20 protein-coding genes are annotated in these 21,736 nt (G+C 57.6%); 13 read left to right on the top strand and 7 right to left on the bottom strand.

Annotated features, from left to right (window positions below; all coding sequences use genetic code 11):
• The first annotated feature begins 39 nt into the window (after positions 1-39).
• Positions 40-1,275 carry an MFS transporter gene (locus B3Z17_RS13740; protein ID WP_286830330.1) on the top strand — a complete coding sequence of 412 codons (1,236 nt, stop codon included), beginning with the start codon at positions 40-42 and terminating at the stop codon, positions 1,273-1,275.
• Between the two features lie 3 nt (positions 1,276-1,278).
• A complete protein-coding gene (locus B3Z17_RS13735; RefSeq protein WP_286830328.1) occupies positions 1,279-2,136 on the top strand; it encodes a D-amino-acid transaminase in 858 nt (285 codons plus the stop codon).
• Here the strand turns inward: B3Z17_RS13735 and B3Z17_RS13730 are convergent.
• The 3 genes from B3Z17_RS13730 to B3Z17_RS13720 are packed head-to-tail and all read right to left on the bottom strand — an operon-like array spanning position 2,133 to position 4,404.
• Positions 2,133-2,561 carry a hypothetical protein gene (locus B3Z17_RS13730; RefSeq protein WP_286830327.1) on the bottom strand — a complete coding sequence of 143 codons (429 nt, stop codon included), beginning with the start codon at positions 2,559-2,561 and terminating at the stop codon, positions 2,133-2,135. The two genes, B3Z17_RS13735 and B3Z17_RS13730, sit on opposite strands and share 4 nt — an antisense overlap.
• A gap of 43 nt (positions 2,562-2,604) precedes the next feature.
• The gene (locus tag B3Z17_RS13725; RefSeq protein ID WP_068301982.1) at positions 2,605-3,942 is read right to left on the bottom strand and encodes a mechanosensitive ion channel family protein; all 1,338 of its coding nucleotides are present in this window, start codon (positions 3,940-3,942) and stop codon (positions 2,605-2,607) included.
• 9 nt (positions 3,943-3,951) lie between these two features.
• Complete coding sequence (locus B3Z17_RS13720; protein WP_286830326.1) at positions 3,952-4,404, bottom strand: nucleoside deaminase; 453 nt, start codon at positions 4,402-4,404, stop codon at positions 3,952-3,954.
• 99 nt (positions 4,405-4,503) lie between these two features.
• Between B3Z17_RS13720 and B3Z17_RS13715 the strand changes: the two genes are divergently transcribed.
• The 3 genes from B3Z17_RS13715 to B3Z17_RS13705 all read left to right on the top strand — a co-directional run bounded on the left by B3Z17_RS13715 (position 4,504) and on the right by B3Z17_RS13705 (position 9,862).
• Positions 4,504-5,637, top strand: a complete 1,134-nt coding sequence (locus B3Z17_RS13715; protein WP_286830325.1) for a pseudouridine synthase — start codon at positions 4,504-4,506, stop codon at positions 5,635-5,637.
• Positions 5,634-6,185: a 16S rRNA (guanine(966)-N(2))-methyltransferase RsmD gene (gene rsmD / locus B3Z17_RS13710; protein WP_286830324.1), complete on the top strand. Its 552-nt coding sequence runs from the start codon at positions 5,634-5,636 to the stop codon at positions 6,183-6,185. Before B3Z17_RS13715 ends, rsmD begins: the two co-directional genes overlap by 4 nt.
• Before the next feature lie 656 nt (positions 6,186-6,841).
• Entirely contained in the window at positions 6,842-9,862 is a 3,021-nt protein-coding gene (locus B3Z17_RS13705) for a TonB-dependent receptor (RefSeq protein WP_286830322.1), read from the top strand.
• Positions 9,863-9,935: 73 nt separating this feature from the next.
• On the opposite strand, the gene B3Z17_RS13700 is transcribed toward B3Z17_RS13705, so the two are convergent.
• Positions 9,936-10,946, bottom strand: a complete 1,011-nt coding sequence (locus tag B3Z17_RS13700; RefSeq protein ID WP_286830320.1) for a hypothetical protein — start codon at positions 10,944-10,946, stop codon at positions 9,936-9,938.
• Positions 10,947-11,212: 266 nt separating this feature from the next.
• On the opposite strand from B3Z17_RS13700, the gene B3Z17_RS13695 reads away from it, so the two are divergent.
• The 6 genes from B3Z17_RS13695 (at position 11,213) to B3Z17_RS13670 (ending at position 17,802) form a co-directional block, all read left to right on the top strand.
• Complete coding sequence (locus B3Z17_RS13695) at positions 11,213-11,926, top strand: phage tail protein (RefSeq protein ID WP_286830319.1); 714 nt, start codon at positions 11,213-11,215, stop codon at positions 11,924-11,926.
• Between the two features lie 71 nt (positions 11,927-11,997).
• Positions 11,998-12,663: a phage tail protein gene (locus tag B3Z17_RS13690; protein ID WP_286830318.1), complete on the top strand. Its 666-nt coding sequence runs from the start codon at positions 11,998-12,000 to the stop codon at positions 12,661-12,663.
• Positions 12,664-12,802: 139 nt separating this feature from the next.
• Positions 12,803-15,190, top strand: a complete 2,388-nt coding sequence (locus B3Z17_RS13685) for a patatin-like protein (RefSeq protein ID WP_286830317.1) — start codon at positions 12,803-12,805, stop codon at positions 15,188-15,190.
• A gap of 206 nt (positions 15,191-15,396) precedes the next feature.
• Positions 15,397-16,038, top strand: coding sequence for a phage tail protein (locus B3Z17_RS13680; protein ID WP_286830315.1), 642 nt, complete (start codon positions 15,397-15,399; stop codon positions 16,036-16,038).
• A gap of 114 nt (positions 16,039-16,152) precedes the next feature.
• The gene (locus B3Z17_RS13675) at positions 16,153-17,271 is read left to right on the top strand and encodes a DUF2891 domain-containing protein (RefSeq protein WP_286830314.1); all 1,119 of its coding nucleotides are present in this window, start codon (positions 16,153-16,155) and stop codon (positions 17,269-17,271) included.
• 96 nt (positions 17,272-17,367) lie between these two features.
• Positions 17,368-17,802, top strand: a complete 435-nt coding sequence (locus B3Z17_RS13670) for a hypothetical protein (RefSeq protein ID WP_286830313.1) — start codon at positions 17,368-17,370, stop codon at positions 17,800-17,802.
• Here the strand turns inward: B3Z17_RS13670 and mutL are convergent.
• The 3 genes from mutL to B3Z17_RS13655 form a co-directional block, all read right to left on the bottom strand.
• Positions 17,799-19,718 (bottom strand): DNA mismatch repair endonuclease MutL, encoded by a 1,920-nt coding sequence (mutL, locus tag B3Z17_RS13665; protein WP_286830311.1) that lies wholly within the window; start codon positions 19,716-19,718, stop codon positions 17,799-17,801. The two genes, B3Z17_RS13670 and mutL, sit on opposite strands and share 4 nt — an antisense overlap.
• Before the next feature lie 81 nt (positions 19,719-19,799).
• Positions 19,800-20,231: a hypothetical protein gene (locus B3Z17_RS13660; RefSeq protein WP_286830310.1), complete on the bottom strand. Its 432-nt coding sequence runs from the start codon at positions 20,229-20,231 to the stop codon at positions 19,800-19,802.
• 5 nt (positions 20,232-20,236) lie between these two features.
• Positions 20,237-20,599 carry a hypothetical protein gene (locus B3Z17_RS13655; protein ID WP_139167492.1) on the bottom strand — a complete coding sequence of 121 codons (363 nt, stop codon included), beginning with the start codon at positions 20,597-20,599 and terminating at the stop codon, positions 20,237-20,239.
• 202 nt (positions 20,600-20,801) lie between these two features.
• Here B3Z17_RS13655 and B3Z17_RS13650 point away from each other — a divergent pair, with 202 nt between their 5' ends.
• Entirely contained in the window at positions 20,802-21,158 is a 357-nt protein-coding gene (locus B3Z17_RS13650) for an ArsR/SmtB family transcription factor (protein WP_286830308.1), read from the top strand.
• Complete coding sequence (locus B3Z17_RS13645; protein ID WP_286830306.1) at positions 21,151-21,687, top strand: SRPBCC family protein; 537 nt, start codon at positions 21,151-21,153, stop codon at positions 21,685-21,687. Before B3Z17_RS13650 ends, B3Z17_RS13645 begins: the two co-directional genes overlap by 8 nt.
• Positions 21,688-21,736: the final 49 nt, after the last annotated feature.

Here is a 21,736-nt window from a genome sequence, read left to right as displayed (position 1 = left end):
TGCCCAACGACGCCAACAATGGCGCGAAGGAGAAGGGCAATGACAGTGAATCCACAGCAGCAAGACCATCCACCCACCAGGGCTATCCTGGCCTTCCTGACAATTGTCGCCGGCACCACCCTGGGCCTGGCGGGGATTGACCTTGTTCTGCCGTCGGTGCCGTTCATGCCACAAATTTTTGGCACCACCCAGGCCACGGCACAGATGGTGCTGGCCGCCTACGTCGCCGGGTCTACGGTCGGGCTTCTGCTGTTTGGTTCACTTGCCAGCCATTTTGGCCGGCGCCGCCTGTTCATTGCCTCCCTCGCCGCCTTTGCGCTCGTCTCTCTTGCCTCAGCGCTGGTCGACGACATCTGGGCGCTGATTGGCCTTCGCCTGCTTCAGGGCGCAGCTGCCAGCGGGTCTGCCGTGCTGGCGCCTGGCCTTATCCGGGGCTTGTTCTCTGAACTCGGGGCTGTACGCGCGATTGGCGCCATGGGCAGCATTGAGGCCCTCGTGCCAGGACTGGCGCCCATCGCCGGTGCCTGGCTGCATAAAGCTTATGGCTGGCAAATGTCATTCAACCTCACCGGCATCCTGTGCCTTGCCATCTGCCTGCTTGTGTTTGTTGTGCCGTCTCTCCTGCCCCACATTGGTCGTAAGCAAGGCGACGCACCCTCCAGCTACCTGAAGGTTGTCGCCAACCCCACGTTCCTGCGCTATGGGCTTAGCCACGCGTTGATTTTGGGCGCACTGCTAACCTTCGTCTTCTCTGCCCCTGCTGTAATCATCCAGACCATGGGCGGCACCATTGAAGACTTTATCCTGATGCAATTCATTGGCGTCAGCTGCTTCATCGTATCGGCCAACCTTGCTGGCAACCTTGTTAAACGCTGGGGCACCGAAGCCGTCATCACTGCCGGTACCTGCCTGTCCCTTCTGGGAACCTTGCTGCTGCTTGGCTATGCGCTCTTTGGCGTCAATGACCCGATGCACCTTTCGGCCCTCTTCTGGGTCTTGAATACGGGCCTAGGCATCCGGGGTGGTGCGGGCTTTGTGCGCGCGCTGACAGCCAGCCACGGCGACGATGAGCGTGCTTCTGCCATTATCATTCTGGCCACCACGGGCATAGCCGCCGTTGGCACCGCGCTGGTCGCACCTTTTATTCTGATGGGACTAACAGCACTGACCATCATGGTGGTTGCCATAATTCTCCCGGCGGTTATTCTCATTCTCGCCATCAAACCTCTTGAGGATAATGGCGAAGAACAAGCCCCCGTGATCGGTCAGGAGTAACCCATGTCCCGCATTGCCTATGTGAACGGCGCCTATGTGCCCATGTCGGAAGCCTGTGTACATATTGATGATCGCGGCTACCAGTTTGCCGATGGTGTCTATGAAGGCGTATCCGTACGGCGCGGCAAATTGATTGATCTGGAGCCTCACCTGGACCGGCTGTGGCGGTCTTTGGGCGAACTGCAGATGATGGCCCCCATGGACCGTGGGCCCATGCGGCTTGTCCTGAAGGAAGTGGTGCGCCGGAACCGCATCAAGGACGGATTTCTATATCTGCAGATCACTCGCGGTGTTGCACCGCGCGATCACCCTTTCCCGGCACAAACACCCTGGCCTGCCATGGTGGTAACTGCCAAGCGCCTGAACTTTGACGCAGTGATGGATCGGGCCATGACCCAAGGGGTTGCAGGCTCGAGCCAGCCGGACATCCGATGGGGTCGCTGCGATGTGAAATCCACATCGCTTCTGCCCAACATTCTGGCCAAGCAGGCCGCCCGCGAAGCAGGCGCCTTTGAGGCTATCATGGTTGATAGGGACGGCTATGTAACCGAAGGCAGCAGCACCAACATCTGGATGGTCACAAAGGACGGAACGCTTGTAACCCGGTCAACGGACGATAACATCCTGCCCGGCATTACCCGTGCGAGCGTCATGAAGGTTGCCAGGGATCTGCAGATGAAGGTGGAAGAACGCGCATTTACGCTTGAGGAAGCCAAAGGGGCTGCTGAAATGTTCCTGACGTCAAGCACCAGCTGCGCGATGCCAATCGTAAGCCTGGACGGACAGAAAATTGGCGACGGCACCCCTGGGCCCGTCGCCAAACGGTTGGTTGAAGCCTACAAGGCCTTTATGGACGCTTAATCTGCCGCCGCATCTGACGAGCCGGCACCCCAGCCCTTACCCCACATGAAGGCCAGCAGTGCACCAACGATCGTGCCATTCACCAGATGGAGTATGTCAATCGGCAACCGTGCGTCTTGCGGGAAATCCTTGAGCATGGTGAACCAGTTGTTATCGGTCGCCAGCAGGTATAGCCCGATCATGAAGCCAAACATGGCGCCTGCCTTAAGGTCACCTGAGCCAACGGCCTTGCCGAACAGCCAGACCACGACAATGGTCTGCACCAGATGATAGCCCAATACGGGCACCATAATGGCTTCCTGTGGATGCATCATGGCCATCCCAGCAGCAAACTGATCAGCAAAAATGGCTTCTCCGGCTGTGTAGAGAATGCCGTAAGCAATAAACGCAACAACGATATTCAGGATAAATTTTCCAACGTTCATCGGTCCCTCCCCTAACTGTTGGATCGCTTATCCTCTTCTGTCGTTACTCCGCACCCTTGTTTTCTTTGCCCCCAAAGCTTTCAAGGCTGTCCTGACGGACTGTATGGCCTTCATCGTGCCGCAAGTGTACCACACGTTGCGGGAACGGAAATTCGATATCATTTTCGTGGAACAGGTCCCAGATATGCAGCATCACGTCGCTCGCGATGTTGGATACACCATGCTGAGGGTCCTCTATCCACATCCGGAGCTCAAGGTCCACCCCGTCTGCACCGAAGCCTTTAACCAAGGTTCTGGGCGCGGGGTTGTTGAGGACACGCTGTTCCTTGCCCGCGGCTTCAACCATCAGCTCCATCGCCTTCCTGATGTCGCTATCATAGGACACCTGCACCGGTACACGCCGACGCACAAGCCGGTGGCTGTGCGACCAGTTGACCACCGGCTGGGTGATCATATCCTCATTCGGAATCAGAAATTCCGTGCCGTCACGGGTAATGACGCTGGTATAGCGGGCGGCCAGGCGGTTGATGGTGCCGTAGGTACCCTGTGTTTCAATCACGTCACCGGGCTTGATCGATCTGTCCATCAACAGAATGATGCCCGAGATAAAGTTACCGACGACCTTCTGCAGACCAAAACCGATACCCACACCAAGGGCACCACCGAAGACCGCAAGGGCGGTCAGGTCAATGCCCGTGGCATTCAGGGAAATCAGGAAGGCCAGCGATACCAAGAGGATCTTGCCTGACTTGGTCATCAGCACCCGCGCGCTCGGCGGCACGCTCGAGAGGCCTCTCACCTGCTTCTCAAGCAGCGCAGAGAGCGCCAGCGCCACCCAGAGAACCACAGCAAAGGTAAAGACACCCTGAATGATATCCAGCACACTGATGGACGACTCGCCAAGCGGCAGGTGGGCCTCGTCCAGTACGATCATGATCGGGCTCAGAAGCCCGACGATATTGAGCGCTGCGACCGCCCAAGCAATACCTGCGACAAGCCGTGCAAGCTCACGGTTTTCAATCAGGCTGACGGCCAGGCGGATTACCAGCCAGGCCGAGAACAGGCTTGTCGCAATCGACAGCAAATAAGGTGATGGCACCCAAGGGCTCATGACCAGGATCGCGGTCCAGAGCAGCATGATCGCAAGGGCCGTGGACAGGATTGGCTGGAGCCGGGCTTCGATCCGAAGCATCCACTTGTGCTCGCCGAAGGCTTTCATCAACCCGCCATGAATACGGCTTGACGCGAAGCGCGACAACAGGACTGAAACAATGATGATAGCGAGCTCAAGCAGGCGGACAGGTTCGAGCACATTAGTCTTTGCCCATACCCAGCCGTCGCTCAGTAACGCGATGATCTGTGCCTTGAGTTCTTCTCCCATAGCGGGAGTTTAACGCCTTGTTTTAAAAAAGTCTCTAAGCAATTGAGCGCTGTCCCGCTCCAGAATTCCGCCATAGATTTCCGGTTTGTGGTGTGTGGTTTTCTGGCTGAAAATTCGGGCGCCGACGGTGATGCCACCGCCCTTTTCATCGTCCGCCCCATAATAGAGCCTGCGAATGCGCGCGAAGGCGATGGCCTGGGCGCACATGGCGCAGGGCTCAAGCGTGACATACAGATCGCATCCTTCAAGTCGCTCTGACCCCAATACCTTGGCCGCCTGCCGAATAGCGATCAGTTCCGCGTGCCCTGTTGGGTCCTTGGGGCCCACTACGTCGTTCCCGGCCGCAGCCAAGACCTTTCCATCGGGCCCCACCACCACCGCGCCAATAGGCACTTCACCGCGGTCAGCGGCCTTGCGGGCTTCTTCAAGCGCCCGGTGCATATGCGGGAATGTATCAATCATGGCTGCCACAATCGGGCGCAGGCAACAAAAGGTCAAGCCCATGATAACCGGGGCGCTATTCAGTTGCGCGGAACACGCTTCGCGCCTATTGTGCGCGCCATGAGCAACGACGAAAAAATACAGGACACACCGGCCACAGGCCTGCCCGCCGAACGCATCGCCAAAGTGCTGGCACGCGCGGGCATCGGTTCACGCCGGGACGTGGAGCGCATGATTGCCGAAGGCCGTATCTGGCTTGACGGCAAGAAGCTTGAAACCCCAGCCGTACTGGTATCGACCCTTCAAGGCATCACCGTGGACGGCGAACCGGTAGGCGATGTGCGCGAAACCAAAATCTGGCGCATGCACAAGCGCCGCGGCACGCTGACAACCCACAAAGACCCGATGGGCCGCCAAACGGTGTTCGACAATCTGCCGAACCATGTTGGCCGTGTGATTGCAATTGGCCGACTGGATATGAACACAGAAGGCCTGCTGCTGCTGACCAACGACGGCGAACTGGCCCGCTGGATGGAATTGCCGTCCACCGCCCTTGTGCGCCGCTACCGCGTTCGTGCCTACGGCCGGGTAGACGAGAAAGCATTAGCCAAACTGGCCGACGGCGTGACAATCGATGGCATCCATTACGGTGCCGTTGAAGCCAAGCTTGAGCGCCAGGCTGGTGCCAATGCCTGGATCACCGTTGCCATCCGCGAGGGCAAGAACCGGGAAGTGCGGAAGGTGCTGGAACATCTGGGCCTTGAAGTTAACCGCCTGATCCGCACCCATTATGGTCCCTTCGCCCTTGGCAACCTGCCTCTTGAAGGCGTGGCCACGGTACCGGACAAGCAGCTGCGCGATGCCCTGTCTGCCTTTTTCAACGAAGCCACCGGCAGTGTTGCGGCGCCTATCAAAAAGCATGACCCGAGCAAATGGGCCAAAGCGAAAAAGGACGACAGGCCAAAGCCTGGCGCCAAGCGGCGGCGCCAAAGCCGCATCGCAGACGCCGACGCCCCCAAGCCGGGCATGCGAAAGCCGCGCGGGGAACGGGATGGCAAGCCAGAAGGCAATATCAAGGGTAAGCCTGCGGGAAAACCTACCGCAAGATCGGCAGGAAGGCCCGAGGGCAAGCCTGAAGGAAAATTTGGCGGCAAGCCAACAGGACGGTCAACCGGCAAACCCGGCGGGGCCGCACGCCCCAGCGGCAAAGGCCCTCGGGCAAAGGGGCACCCAACACGGGGACCTAAAAAATGACCCGTATTGTCGCGGGCCGGTTCCGCGGGCGACGCCTTGATGTGCCCAAAGGGCGCGATGTACGCCCGACAACCGACCGCATGCGCGAACGCCTGTTTTCCATGCTGATGCACGGCCGCTACCCTGACATGACAGACGCAGTGGTCGCAGACATATTTGCCGGCACCGGTGCGCTAGGGCTTGAAGCCCTCTCACGGGGCGCGGCCAGGGTTACCTTTGTCGAACAAGCGCGCCCCTCCGTCGCTTGCATCAATGCGAACATTGGAACACTTGGTGTTAGCGACCAGGCTACTATCCTAGCAAAAAACGCCACCAATCTACCGCCCGCAAACGCCCCATGTGATTTTATTTTTATGGACCCACCCTACCGGCAAGGTCTTGTACGCCCGACACTGGACTCCATACTGGCCCAAGGATGGCTTTCGGAAGACGGCGTAATTGTATGCGAGCAAGCCGCTGACGAGCCAATCGACATTCCGGATGCGCTCAATGTCGTCGACGACCGCAGCCAAGGTCAGCAACGCATCCTGTTTCTGCTCAGGAAATAGCTTTCGCCACAATTTTCGCGAAGGGTGTCGCGAACATCCGCCGTAACAGGCATGCAAGCGGCTGGAGGCCAACACATGTCCATTTAGCCGTTTGTTTGCCAAAGTGGGCTTTTACCCTGTCGTGTCCGAAATTGTAACGGCTTGCCAAGGCAACACATTCTCCGGCGCATCTGCTCCGCGACCCCCATCCGGGGTGGATGCGCCATCCTCACGCACCCCAACTGCCTCTGCTTACCCCTTCCAAGCCCTTCCTATATGCCTTTGCCACCGGCAGCGCTTAGCCTCAAAACCCGTCGAATCATGTTTTTTTGATGAATTTGCATCTTTTTTGGGAGGGGCTTGAATCGTCTGGTTGTCATATAGCCATAAACCTATTTGAGATACGTTCCCCGGGAACCAAACCAAAGTATAGATAAGTATACTTTGTGTATTAATTTAACAACTCAATAAACCTTTGAAATAAACTACTAATATAATCTAAATATCAATGTGATTATTTTGTTACTAGTTTGATTTTTAAGGGATTTTTCTAAAGTAAAACACTTCATTTCATTTGAAACAAATCCAACAAGAGGGTCTTTTCTCCGTATGTCGCGCTGTCCGTAAGAACAGCCGACCTCGAACTTGGTTCGCCATTTCACAGAGGAGGAAAACTCATGGCAACTACATTTGGCCCGGATCGCCTGAAGGGGGCGCGATCCAAACTTCTTGGCGGCACCGCCACAGCGCTTGCGCTGATGACAATGGGTGCAGGCACTGTTTATGCGCAGGATGCCGACGCCGATACAGACGATGTCAACCTTGAAGAAATCGTTGTAACTGGTTCCCTTATCCGGAACCCTAACCTCACGCGCTCTGCGCCGGTATCTGTTGTCTCCACAGACGAGATGGATTACCAGCAAGCAGGCGTTGCCGAAGAACTTCTGCGTGAAATTCCAGGCATGGTACCTTCCATCGGTGCCCAAGTGAACAACGGCAACGGCGGTTTCTCCTATGTGAACCTGCGCGGCATCGGCTCCAACCGTAACGTCGTTCTGCTGGACGGTCGTCGCCTTTCGCCATCCGAGCTTCAGGGTCGTACCGACCTGAACAACATCCCGCTCGCGATCGTTGACCGTGTTGACGTCCTGACCGGCGGCGCAAGCACCACCTACGGCGCTGATGCTGTTGGCGGTGTGACGAACTTCATCACCAAGAAAAATTTCCACGGCGTTGAAGCAAACGTGGCGTATGGCACCACTGAAAAAGGTGACGGCGATACCAAGCGTTATGAAATCACTGTTGGCACAAACCTCGACGATGGTCGCGGCAACGCGATCCTGAGCGTAGGCTACCAGAAATCAGACGCTGTATTCCAAGGTGATCGTGACTTCTCCAAAGACACGCTCTTCTACTGGGACGGTACAGCTGGTGGTTCTGGCCTCGGCCCGTTCAACACCCGTTTTGGTAACGTGAACCCAACTGGTGCAGACAATTCAAACCTGCCTCTGGGTGGCGTTCAGGACGACCGTACGTTCGCAGCTGCGTTCACACCGTTCAACTACGCGCCGTTCAACACGTTCCAGACACCGTTTGATCGTTACAACATTTACGCTTCCGCGAACTATCAGATTTCGGACAACGTAGAAGTCTACACGCGTGCGATCTTCTCCAAGCAGACCGTAAGCACCATCATTGCTCCATCTGGCGCATTCGGTGACGCGGTAACTGTTTCCCTGAACCACCCGTTCCTGTCTGATGCTCAGCGTAACGCATTCTGTGCGTTCGATACTGACCCGGCAGCTGGCGTTTACACGCCGCTTTACACTCAGGCTGAGTGTGACGCCGCCGGTGCAGCTGTTGATGACAGCGATCCAAACTACCGTGAAGTCAACACCCAGCTGCGTCGTCGTAACGTAGAAGGCGGCCCACGGATCAGTGACTTCAACTCCACTTGGTTCGATTACCAAGCTGGTCTGCGCGGTGAGATTGGTGACAGCATGAACTGGGATGTGTATGCATCCTACGGTCAGGGTGACCAAACTCAGGTTCAGAAGGGCTACTGGATGAAGTCTCGCTTCCGCCAAGCCCTGCTTGCTGGCCCGAACGGCTGTAACGACACGTCAAATGGCTGTGTGCCAGCTGACTATTTCGGCCCAACTGGTTCCATCACTGAAGAAATGAATGCCTTCCTTGCTGGCGGTGAAAGTAACATCTCCACCAAGTTTGACATGGGCCAGGTTGTCGGCTCCTTGTCCGGTGAAATGGACTTCACAACTCCATGGGCTTCTGATGGCCTCAACTACGCAGTAGGCGGCGAGTGGCGCTCCTATTCCGCATCCATCGAATCCGATCTGCTGTCGCAGTCCGGTGACCTTGGCGGTGCCGGTGGTGCGCAACCAAACACCTACGGCGGCTACAGCGTTTACGAAGCCGTTGCTGAGGTTCTTCTGCCAGTCGTGCAAGATGCCGATTTCGCAAAAGAGCTGACGCTTGAAGCAGGTATCCGTTACTCCAACTACACTGTGGATGACGAAACCAGCCCTAAGTATGACACGACAACTTGGAAGCTGGGCCTGAGCTGGACGCCGATTGACGATGTTACCATCCGTGGTACGTTCGCTCGTGCGGTTCGGGCACCAAACATCACTGAGCTGTTTGCTCCGCAGAACACTGGCTTGACCAACCTGCAAAGTGATCCATGTGCAAGCGTGAACGACAATGGCGTGAACAACGGCAACGTTCCAACTGGCGCACTGCGCGACGTATGTATCGCTCAGGGTGCTCCTGCCGGTGCTATCGGCTTCATTCCACAGCCAGCAGCTGGTCAGGCCAACGGTACCTTCGGTGGTAACCTGGATCTGAAACCAGAAAGCTCCGACAGCTGGACGATCGGTATTATTCTGCAGCCTGAAGCCGTCCCAGGCCTGACGATCACTGCAGACTATTACAACATCAAAGTTGACGACGCGATCAACGCGCCGGCTCCAAACGATGTGATCGACGCTTGTTTCAACAACCCAAGCACTGACAACCCAGCTTGTTCTGCTATTGGCCGTTCGCCAATTGACGGCGGCCTCTCTGGTGACAGCGCAGTTGTTTCCGGTCTGGACCTGTTCACATCCAACAACGGTAACCTTGCTACAGACGGTATCGACTTCTCCGTATCTTACGGTATGGCGATCACCGACGACATGCAGTGGGACACCCGCGTATCTGGTAACTGGACCAACAGCTCCACGTTCCAGGCTGTTACCGGCGTCTCGCTCGACCGTGAGTGTGTAGGCCTCTACAGCGCGAACTGTGCTTCGATCCAGCCTGAGTTCAGCTTCAACTGGCGGAATACGCTGTCGTTCGAGAAGTTCGACGTGTCCCTGAACTGGCGCCACATCAGCAGCAACCAGTATGAATTCCTGGGTGATCCAAACGACCCAACATTCACTGGTGTTCCTGAAGGTCTGACGAAAGAGTCCACGTTTGGCGAGACGCCTGCGTACAACCTCTTCGACATGTCGGTTCGCTACCGCGTTCTGGAAAACGTGACCCTCACCGGTACCGTATCCAACCTGTTCGATAAAGAACCACCACTGACTGGTTCCTTCATCGGCTCCACAGGCTTCAACAGCGGTAACACCTACCCGTCGACGTTCGACACCCTGGGTCGCCGCTTCAGCATCCAGGCACGCATCACCTTCTAAGGTTGACGCACAGAGCAAAAACGAAAGGCGGGCTTTTGGCCCGCCTTTTTCTTTGCCGCGAAGTAAAAATTGATCAAATGAGGGGCGCAGGCAAAGCCACACTTATGCCAGCATTTTGGGCCACGGCTTCAGCCCAGGTATGTACCTTCTCAATTTCGTCAGCATGTAGCTTCTCGCCCTCGCGCCTTGCCGCGTCACGGGCATCCGCATCAAACGCTTCATCATTTTTGGAATGCTGCAGAAATACAGGACCATTAACGAGGTCTTCCAGCACAGGGCCTTCAACCGCGAGGCCGAAATGAGTGACCAGGGCAGCCATCGCGTCCCCGGGCGCTGCCATCAGCCGTATGCTATCCAGCGTCCGAACCCTTGACGCACCAAACTTCTGCACGATCTGCGCAAACAAAGCGTGCTGGGCCAACCAGCCAACAGCTGCAGCCTGTAAGTCGGTCAGCTGCAGATAATCTTCGCCTTCAAGGCCAAGATCAATCAGCCCTTCGCGCATCTGCTTGACCATCAACTCCCGCACCCACAGGCGCCCAAACATGCCCTTACGGGCGATAGAGCCCAGGAAGTCCCGCAGGGGAGCATGCAGGAAAACGGCCTTGGCGTTAGGCCGTACATGCAATATCAGCCCCGCCAAGCCATTCACCAGATTGGACGGCTTCACGACAAGGGCTTCGCCAGCCCCGAACGGTCGCGCAAGGGTCGCCAGCACGCCTGCCATGACACTCGCCAGTTCCTGGGGCTGCGCCCCCCGCATACGCCAGCCTGAAAGGTCATTCAGAATTTGCGGCTCCTTCAGTCCCATTGAGGTGCCCGGCAGGTCAAAGGCGCGGGCCAACAGAGTGGAACAGCAATAGGCCGAATGAAAAATGAAATGCAGCGGGGCTTGCCCACCAGCTGCAGCGGCCGCTGCCAAACCAACTGCTTGCGGATTGGCCGCGTCCGCCAAGTACTCATCCGTCAGAAACACAGCCTTACGGTGATCTTCCCGCGTGGCACGGATAAAATGCACGTGGCCACGGGCGGGATCAAACCTGTGAGGCCACCAGTTGGGGTTGGCTACATTCAATTCTGTCACGCCTATAGCTCCACCATGTTTGCGCTGATGCCAACCTAGCGCAGCACACCCCCGGCGTCACCGCATAAAGCCCTTTATAATCTTAGGTTTACAGGAACACAGCACCCAAAAGCCCGGTCAATCCCAGCTATACAACCATCAAAATACAACTTTTGCGGAAACTATTTGCCGATAAATACAATCTATAGAAACATCACGGAAAGCGTTCACAGATGCAACAAACAATGACCTGACCAAGGTAAAGCTAAGGAATAAGGGAGCTAATCATGAACAAACCTCGAAACAAGAGTCTCACACGAGGGGCTCGCGCCGCCTTACTGGGGCTTTCGGCACTGGCTGTCAGCAATGTCGCCGAAGCGGAATGCAACGACAACGACTATACAGGCCAGATCTGCCTGATGGCCACGAGCTACTGCCCTGAAGGAACCCTGGAGGCAGACGGAGCAATGCTACAAATCGTGAACTATCCTGCCCTCTACAGCCTCCTCGGCACATCCTTTGGCGGCAACGGATCCACTTACTTTGCTCTGCCGGACCTGCGTGGGCGCGTGCCCGTTGGCATCGGGCAAGGACCAGGCCTGAACAATGTCACATTGGGACAGACACGGGGCCAGGAGAGCGTCATACAAACGGTCTCGCAAATGCCTGTCCACACGCACACGGCCACTTTCACTGCCAATGCCAGCGACCCCGTGCATGTTGAAGTTGCTGCGCAGGAAGCCATCACCGGCAAGGTAACCGAAAAAAACATGCTGGCTGAACCAAACACCGGCGCGGCCCCTGCCGATAGCGTGAACCTGTTTTCGGGCCCAAGCCCGGCTACCGTTCCCCTGGCTGGCGTCTCGGGCGGCACCAACACTGGTGGCACTGTGGCGGTTGCATCCACCGGTGATGGCCAGCCGATCAGCGTCGTCAACCCGCAGCTGGGATTGCGCTATTGCATTGTCACCAACGGACAATATCCGGCACGCCCTGAATAAAGACCAAGCCTGCTATTGGCCACAGTAGGCCGGACCACTGACCGTCCGGCCAAACAACAAGGGGGTTACCCATGATAACACTTTCCAGCAAAATCCACCGCGCGCGCCTGGGCGGCCTTATGCTCGGGCTTTCTGCCCTTGGCGTCTCCGGCGCAGCCGAAGCCAGTTGCTCGCCTGATTCCTATACTGGCTCAGTTTGCCTGACCGCAGCCAGCTTCTGCCCAAGCGGCACGTTGGAAGCAGACGGCAGCAGCATGCTAGTGTCACAAAACACAGCGTTGTTCGCCATAATCGGGAATGCATATGGCGGCGATGGACACACAAACTTCAACCTGCCTGACTTGCGTGGCCGGGTCCCGGTCGGCATCGGGACTGGACGCGATTTGAGCCCCGTATCCTTGGGCACACAACGTGGCACCGAAACTGTCATGCAGTCGGTTGCTAACCTGGCCCCTCACAACCATGAGGCAACCTTCACTCCAACACACAGTGCAACAGCCATTGAGGCAGGAGAGGGCACCGCAGCAACCGGCCACCAGGGGAAACAGCCCAACAATGTTGATAGCAGCGAAGAGGCTGTTATCACACCAACCCGCCACCGGCACGGCGGCGCCCCTACCGGCGGCACCGTAAGTATTGGCGACACTGGAAACGGCAGCCCCATGCCCGTGCTGGACCCGGGGCTTGGCATGCGTTTCTGCATTGTCACCAGCGGCAAGTTCCCGCCACGCGATTAGCTGTCGTTCCTTAAAGCAGCAGCCAATCCAGGTCGGGCCCCCATGGCCCGGCCAAACAACTATTTGCGTTTCGCGCAAAAAAACGCAAACTATCCATAGGGTTGCGGGGCACTTGCCGCGCACGAAGGATTAGGCGGACATGCGCGAAAAGGAACTCAGGCTGGCGTTGGTGTGTTATGGCGGGGCTTCGCTTGCCATCTATATGAACGGCATCTCCAGCGAAGTCCTGAAGCTCGTGCGTGCGTCCAAGGCCTATCACGGTGTTTCGGACCGCATCGAGCGCGCGGCGGCCACCTTTGATCAGGCCGCCCCGAAGCGCCCTTACCGTACAGACACAGAAAGCCTTTATTTCGAGCTATTCCAGGCCTTGGGGCAAAAGCTGGAACTCAGGGTGATCGTTGATGTGGTATCCGGCGCATCAGCAGGCGGCATCAACGGCATTTTCCTTGCCCGCGCGCTGGCTCATGACCTGGATTTCGACCCACTCAGGACCATGTGGCTCAACCTGGCAGACATTGAAGAGCTGATGGAAGAAGACACCATCGCCGACCGCACCAGCAAGCTGTGGTTCTATCCCTTCATCTGGCTCTTTGGCAGGCGCGCTTTCGGCGATCATGCACCAGATCAGGAAACGAAACGTAAGCTGTTCCGCTTTGTGCGCTCGCGCTGGTTCCAGCCGCCCTTTTCCGGCACCCATATGCTGACCTGGATGCTCAACGCCTGCGAAAACATGGGCCACGCCGAAAGCGGGCACACACTGATGCCGCCCGGGCACAAGCTGGACCTGTTTGTCAGCCTGACCAACTTCTTCGGCCAGCCGCGGCGCATCAAACTGCATGACCCCAAGGAAGTGTTGGAGCACCAGCATAGCGTAACCCTGAATTTCGGGTTTCGCCAGGCTGCCACCGGCACAACAGTGAGCGACTTTGGAGACGACAACATACCAGGCCTCGGGTTTGCGGCTCGTGCGACATCCAGCTTCCCCGGCGCTTTCCCGCCGCTCAGATTCAAGGATCTGGAAGACAGGCTGACGGCCAGGCGGCAAGCCTGGCCCGCGCGGGACATCTTCCTGACGAAGAATTTTCCTGCCCTCATAAGCGACAAGGCTACGCTGTACGATATGTCCTTCATTGATGGCGGGGTGACCAACAACAAGCCGTTTGGCGCTGCCATCAGCGCGGTATACGAGCGCCCGGCCCACCGCGAGGTAGACCGCCGCATCATCTATGTGGACCCGCTGCCGGATGACCCGGAGACGCTGCTTGAAGGCCAGCGGCACAAGGAATTGCCGGGCTTCTTCCGCACCATCCTCTCGGCGCTGGCGGAAATACCGCGCCGTGAACCGATCTACGAAGACCTGCGCGCCATCGACAAGCAAAACAAGAATGCCCGCCGGTTTGAGGCCACGCTGCAGTCGGCCGAGGCACAAGTGAACCGGCTGGTGGACAAGGTGTTGAACCTTGACCGGGAACACAAGGTGGATACCGCCATGCTGGCCAGCTGGCGGGAGCGGGCACACGAGGAAGCACACAAACACACAGGCTTCAGCTACTCCAGTTACATGCAGTCCAAAACCGTGCGCATGGTTGAACGGATCGCCCAGTTGATGGTTGAAGGCGCAGCCATGCGCGGTGTGAAGCTCTCTGAATCCGACATGTTCGAAGCACTCAGGCAGTGGGCTGAACGCAAGGGCATGCTTTGCCCTGAAGGCGGTGTGGTTGATATTGTCCCGGAACAGGGCCAACAACACCATGTGCGGCGCCTGCGGGAACTGGACGTGGATTACCGCATCAGGCGGCTCAGGTTCGTGATCATGAAACTGAACCGCTTCATGCAGCAGGACAACCAGGGCCATCTGGTCGAGCCGGTCAAGAAGATCAAACGCCAGATATACACCATGCTGGAAAGCTACCGCACCCGTTGGGCGCCAGAGCATTTTGACGAAGCCATTTTCGAGCGGCTGGTTACTCAACCCATCGACGACATGGCGATCACGGCTTTCCTGGATTCCATAGCCTCTGCCATGGAACTCGAGGACCTGGATTATGAGCAGGACGAAACCTTTGCGCTGGCCCTGTCTGTTCTGCCGCAAAATGCGCTCAGGCTCACCCTGTTCCGCGCCTATGTGGGCTATGCCTTCTATGACGTCTTGATGCTGCCCATGAGCCAGGGCGCCGACCTGTTGGAGGTGGATGAAATCCGTGTAGCCCGTATCAGCCCGCTGGACTGCGAAAACATGCAGGATGCCCACGACCAGCAACCGCTTCTCGGGACCCAGCTCTATAACTTCGGTGCTTTCTTCAGCCGCAAAGCACGGGAAAACGACTATATCTGGGGCCGTCTGCACGCCGCCAGCCGGCTGGTGGACTTCATGCTGGATGCCGCAGGCGACGATCCGCTGCCGGCGGACTATGACCTTGAAGGCTTCAAGAAGCGGTTGTTCATGACCATCTTGGAGACCGAAGAAGCCCACATGGAAGAAAGCAAGGCCCTGATCAAGGGCCTCAAGGAACGCTTCAGCGCCTGACATTCACAGCTCAATCCTTCCCCACCATCCATGCGCCAACACACAACCTGAAACAGTACTGATTATAAATATACTCTTTTCAGTTGTTACTTCGGACCATAGTATCCCTGCACAGTGCCGCTTTTGGGGGGCGGTGCTGCCCCTTGTCCTGAGTTGCATATATGGGCGCGCACGCGTCCCTCATCACCCCAGCTCGGAGACCAACAATGACACTTAAAATCACCCACCTTGCGGCCTGCGCGGCCCTTGGCACTGCCGCCAGCCTGTTCACCACTGACGAGGCCCAGGCGGGCTGCAACCCTGCCTATGCCTTTATCGGTGACATCTGCATCACTGCAGCAAACTATTGCCCCGAAGGCACTGCATTGGCCCATGGCCAGGAAATGAGCATCTCTGGGAACGAAGAGCTATATGCGGTTCTGGGGACCACCTATGGGGGCGATGGCCGAACCAACTTCAACCTGCCTGACCTGCAGGGCCGCGTGCCTGTTGGCGCGGGCAAGATGAACCAGCCTGCTGCCCTCACTGGCGGTTATGCTGAATTACCTGTCGGCAAATTCAGGGGATCTGAATATGTCCACCGCAACAATGATTCGCTTATCCGGCATACGCACGAGGCCTACATCGGACTTGATGGCGAGGTAAAAACCAACCCGGATAAGGGCACCGCCATACGCCTGGAGGTGGCACCGGCTGCAGCCGACACCGAACAAGGCACACAGCAGTTTACGGACAAGATCCCCGTAACCGTTGAAAGCACAGGCAAAAGCACAAATATTTTCTCGGTCGATCCGCAGCTAACGATTAATTACTGCGTGATAACGACAGGGAACTTTCCACCCCATTAATGATCAGGGTCGGGCCCGGTCAAATGCTGGCCGGGCCAACCTGCCCCTTTCACCGTGGCATCGCACCCGCTATGATATTATGGGTTGGGAAAGCAATCCACGGGGAGGAACTCGGTGAAAAAGTCAGCACTGGCGCTATCGGTCGCGCTCGCACTCGCAGCCTGCGATAGCGGGAACAATCAGGGCACAGCCACAGAGGGCCGCACGCTGCCGGCCCCACGCGACGGCGTGGTGACAGACCGCTTCGCCCATATGGCGCTCAGCTGTATTCACCGCGAGTATCCGAACAAGATCAGCCATGTCCTGAATTCAGACGCCGATGTGGGCGCCCCGCGTGAGCTGACCCCCGCCTTCTATGGCTGTTTTGACTGGCACTCCAGCGTGCACGGCCACTGGCTGCTGGTGCGCTTGATGAAGCTGGACCCCGATAGCCCGTTCGCCGACATCGCTGAAGGCGCGCTGGCGGAAAGCTTCACCCCAGAGAACATCAAGGCCGAGGTGGCATATTATACTGCCGAAGGCCGCAAATCATTCGAACGCCCTTACGGCATCGCCTGGTTCCTGCAACTGGTGGCGGAACTGGAAGAAAGCACACACCCTGTGCACCAACAGTGGCGCGAAACCCTGCGCCCGCTTGAAGAAGCCATCGTCACCAAAATGACAGACTGGCTGCCAAAGCTGGCCTACCCCGTGCGTCTTGGCACCCACAACCAAAGCGCCTTCGCCTTCGGCCTGATGCTGGATTACGCCCGCACGGTGGGCGACGGCGCGTTCGAAGCCCTGCTGGCTGAACGCACGCTGGATTTCTTTGAAGGCGATACCAGCTGCCCGATCGGCTATGAACCGTCGGGCGAGGATTTCCTTTCCCCCTGCCTGATGGAAGCAGACCTGATGCGCCGGGTGATAAGTGAAGCCGACTTCGCCGTATGGCTGGGCCGCTTCCTGCCGCGCATCCCAAGGAACGGCAAGGCCGACTGGCTTGAGCCCGCCATTGTCAAGGACGCCACAGACGGCAAGCTTGTGCATCTGGACGGCGTGAACCTTTCCCGTGCCTGGGCGCTGGAAGGCATTGCCTCGGCCCTGCCCGAGGGCGACCCGCGCAGGGCCGCCATCCTGGCCGCCGCCGCAGTGCATAAGGATGTCGGTGTGAAAGCCGTCAGCGACGAGCATTATGCCGGCAGCCACTGGCTCGCCAGCTTCGCGACCTATCTGGAGACAAAGCGGGGGATTTAATCCTAATTGCATTGCCGAACGGGTCCTATGTCCTTGACGTTAGGGGTCAGGAAAGTAATGTCTTCCAGAACACTATCATCCATGGGGGAAACAATCATGAAGCTCATTTTTTCGGTATTGGCTATTGTTGCGAGCTTGAGTTTAACAACAATGCCAACCAAGGCTGCAGAGCCTTCAGATACACCGCAAGGCACTATTGCGACATTTTTTAGCCTTCTCGAAGAAGGCAAAACAACAGAAGCTGTTAGCGACCTGATGGCACCGAAGGTACTTGAAATGATGGGAGCTCAAATTCACAGCACCATCGGTCAGTTGGAAGGGTGGAGCAGGAACTTTGGGAAATATCAGGGATATGAAATGATGTTCACTGAAGGCATTGCTGAACGGCTCGAACACCATGTCTATATTGTCTATTACGAGGGCCTGCCGGTGACTTACTCATTCTTCTTGTATGAGCAATCCGGTAAGTGGCTCATCACCACCTTCAAGTTCAATACAGAATATCAAAACATCGGGCGCTATATGAGCTAACGCCGCCCGAACAGTTTCTCGATATCGCTGAGCTTCAGCTCTACGTAGGTTGGGCGGCCATGGTTGCACTGGCCGCTGTGCGGGGTGGCTTCCATTTCCCTGAGCAGCGCGTTCATCTCGTCCACCGTCAATCGGCGGCCCGCGCGCACGCTGCCGTGGCAGGCCATGGTGCCGCACACCTCTTCAAGGCTTTCCTTCAAGCTTAGCGCTTCATCAAGGTCTGTCAGCTCATCGGCCAGATCACGCACAAGGCCCGGCACGTCCAGCTTGCCCAGCATGGCGGGCACTTCGCGCACCACCACGGCGCCTTCACCGAAGGGCTCGATCACAAGGCCAAGAGCCTCAAGCTCATCCACGCGTTTGAGCAGCCGCTCTGCGGGGCCGTCCTCCAGTTCCACTACTTCCGGCAGCAGCAGGCTTTGCCGCGCCACGCCGGTGGCGGCGATCTGTTTTTTCATGCGTTCATACACCAGCCGTTCGTGGGCTGCGTGCTGATCGACAATCACGATGCCGTCGGCTGTCTGGCTGACGATATAGGTGGCGTGCACCTGCCCGCGCGCGGTGCCGAGCGGGAATTCCTGCGGCGCGGATTGCGGCATGTCAGCCGCGGGTGCGCCAGTGCCGTAAGGCGCCTGTTCATCAATGGGGCGGGCGGACGGCGCAGCCATATCGCCAGACCGGTCAAACGCAAGCTGGCTTTCCTGCATCTCACCGTAGGAACCGGCGGAGGGGCTATACATCTGTTCCGCGACTTCGTTAAAGCCAGCGGGCAGTGTGGGGCGTTCATGGAGCCTGCCGTATGGGAGCGCGCTTGATAGCCCCGAATGGGGCCGCATGGCGCCAAGCGCCGCACCCGCCACGGTGGTTGAGGCCCGGTGCCCCGCCGCCGCCAGCGCATGCCTGAGCGCCGAGACAATCAGCCCCCGCACCAGCCCGGCATCCTTGAAACGCACCTCTGCCTTGGCCGGGTGCACATTCACGTCCACAAAGCTGGAGGGCACATCCAGAAACAGCGCCAGAATGGGGTGGCGGTCCCGCGCCAGATAGTCCTGGTACGCGCCGCGCACAGCGCCGTTCAGCAGCTTGTCTTTCACCGGGCGGCCATTCACGAACAGATACTGGTGTTGGGCATTACCACGCGAATAGGTGGGCAGGCCTGCAAAACCAGTGAGCCGAAGCTCTTCGCGTTCGGCGTCAATCTCCAGCGCGTTTTCGCGGAATTCCTTGCCCAGGATTGCCCCAAGGCGTTCAAGCCGCACATCGCCCGTAAGGCTTGTTACCTGCGGGGCACGAAACGTGGTGCGGTCCCCGTCTGACAGGGTGAAGGCCACATCCGGGTGCGCCATTGCCAGCCGTTTGATCACATCGCCTGCTTGGCCGTATTCGGTGCGCGCCGTTTTCATGAACTTGAGCCGCGCAGGCGTGGAATAGAACAGGTCGCGCACTTCAATGCGTGTGCCGGTGGTGAGTGCCGCGGGCTCAACCGCATTCTTGTGGCCGCCTTCCACGCGCACGGCCCAGGCTTCATCTGAGCCCTTGGCTTTTGATGTCACCGTCAGGCGCGCCACAGCCCCGATGGACGCCAGCGCCTCCCCCCGGAAACCGAGCGAGGCGATATTGACCAGGTCATCATCCTTGAGCTTCGAGGTGGCGTGGCGTTCCACCGCCAGCGACAGTTCATCCGCGTCCATGCCGCGGCCGTCATCCACCACCTGAATCAAGGCCTTGCCGCCATCGCGCATCACCACATCAATGCGGGTGGCCCCGGCGTCAACCGAGTTTTCCACCAGTTCCTTGACGGCGCTGGCCGGACGCTCGACCACCTCACCCGCCGCGATGCGGTTGATGGTACGTTCCGATAGCAGGTGAATAATGCCCGCTTGTGTTGGAAGATCATGTCTGTTCTGGCTTGTCATGGCGCGACCCTATCAGGGTTTTCTGGGCCATGGAAGTGCCGCCGCGTGCAAATTGTCACCCTTCGCGATGGAGGACGAAATCTAGCCTGAAATCAGGAAGGGTGCGGCTCGGTAAAGCCTGATTTCTTCTTCATCGCACGGGCATCTGTGGCGGTCTTTCATGCGCAGAACCAGCTGATCGCGTACCCGGCTATAGACCTGTGATTCGAAACTAACACGCTCCTCGTCGCTCATGGCATCAAAGTCATGATGATCCAGGTTTCTTTCCGCCATCAGGTCATGGCGTGCTTTGGTATATAGCCCCAATTGCCGTACCCGCAGCATCCATGCCATAGCATCAAACTGTTCAGACTTTTCGGTCATGTCAGCTTTGACCCGCGCTTTGCCTGCCACGTCAAAGGCCTGCAGATACTGGCTGAAGGCCGCTTCCGCACTTTCATCTGGTGAATGTGGTTGTGTGCCGCCCGGGGCCTCAAGCGCTGACACGTTTGGCAAAGATGGCGTAATTTTCACGCGACCTACTCCGGGTCCGGGATGGTTACCACGCGGTAGAAATTCTGCTTTTTCCGTTCCAGCTCCATTTCCTCATAGGCTTTCACAGCCTGGGCCATATCGTCCCTTTGGTGCATGCTGTTGAAAACCCGGGCCTCAAAAACGGCGCGTTCGGACGCTTTCATGTCTCGAAGATCCAGAACCGTCAGACCCTCTTCATCCATCAGCGCCTTCTTGGCGGTGATATAGCTATCTAGTTCCAGGGCACGCATTGCCCATCCAACCACGCCCAACTCGGCAATACCGTTCCGCTGATGGGCAATAATGCGCGTCTCACCTGTCCCGTCGAACTGCTCCAACAGCGCACGAAAATGAGAAACTGAGTCCATGACCCCCGCCTGGGTTTCAGTTCTTCCAAAAGATTCAAGATGTTGCGTACTGGTGTCTGTTTTTGCGATGTCCATATCACTGTCCTCGTAACGCAACCGGCAAAGATCTCATAAGCAACCGGTGTGCCAATCGGCAGCAATATTTTGATTATATATTCAACCAAATGGTTGACAATTATCTTCGCCCAAGATACTAAACCATATGGTTGAATATTTATCAGATCGGCTCGACGCCACATTCGCTGCGCTTGCGGACCCCACGCGGCGCGGCATGCTCGCCACCCTCGCCACGGGCGACCACACGGTCAGTGATCTTGCCGCACCCTACGCCATGTCGCTCGCAGCGGCCTCAAAGCACGTAAAGAAGCTGGAGGCCGCCGGGTTGGTAACTCGCGAAATTCGGGGCCGCAGCCACATCTGCCGGTTGGACGCCGCGGCACTGCGCGAGGCACACGCCTGGACCGAACGATACCAGAAATTCTGGGCAGGCAGGCTGGACGCGCTTGAAGCCGCACTGGTGGCAGATAAACACAAGCCTGAAAGGACGGAAAATGACTGAATTCGCAACGCTACTGGAACCCGGTACTGCCAGGCTGGAACGCATGCTACCCGCCTCGATCGAGCAGGTTTGGGCCTACCTGACCGAAAGCGACAAGCGCGGCAAATGGCTGGCAACAGGGGATATGGACCTTCGTGTCGGCGGCGTGGTGGAGCATGTGTTCGACCACCGCACCCTGTCACCCCACCCAGAGACCATCGAAATCCCGGATAAATACAAAAAGCACTGCGGTATCACGAAAATGATCGGTCACATCACCGCAATCGAGCCACCCCGCCTGTTGGCCTACACCTGGGCAGAGGGTGAAGCCCCGGATTCGGAAGTGACGTTTGAGCTGACAGCCATGGGCGATATGACCAAGCTTGTGATCACCCACCGCAAACTGCCGGACCGCGAGACGACAATCGGCGTGTGTGGCGGCTGGCACGGCCATGTAGATATCATGATCGCTGTCCTCAAGGGCGAAACACCCAAGCCGTTCTGGAGCATCTTCCTGCCGCTTGAAGCGGAATATGAAAAGCGCATCTGAACGCAGCACCACTGAAAACAAGAAAGGCCGCGGCAATCCTGCCTGCGGC

Source organism: Kordiimonas sp. UBA4487, assembly GCF_002389025.1.
Taxonomy (GTDB): Bacteria; Pseudomonadota; Alphaproteobacteria; order Sphingomonadales; family Kordiimonadaceae; genus Kordiimonas; species Kordiimonas lacus.
Note: the sequence above shows the minus strand (reverse complement) of the source record. Positions and strands in the feature narration are given on the sequence as shown.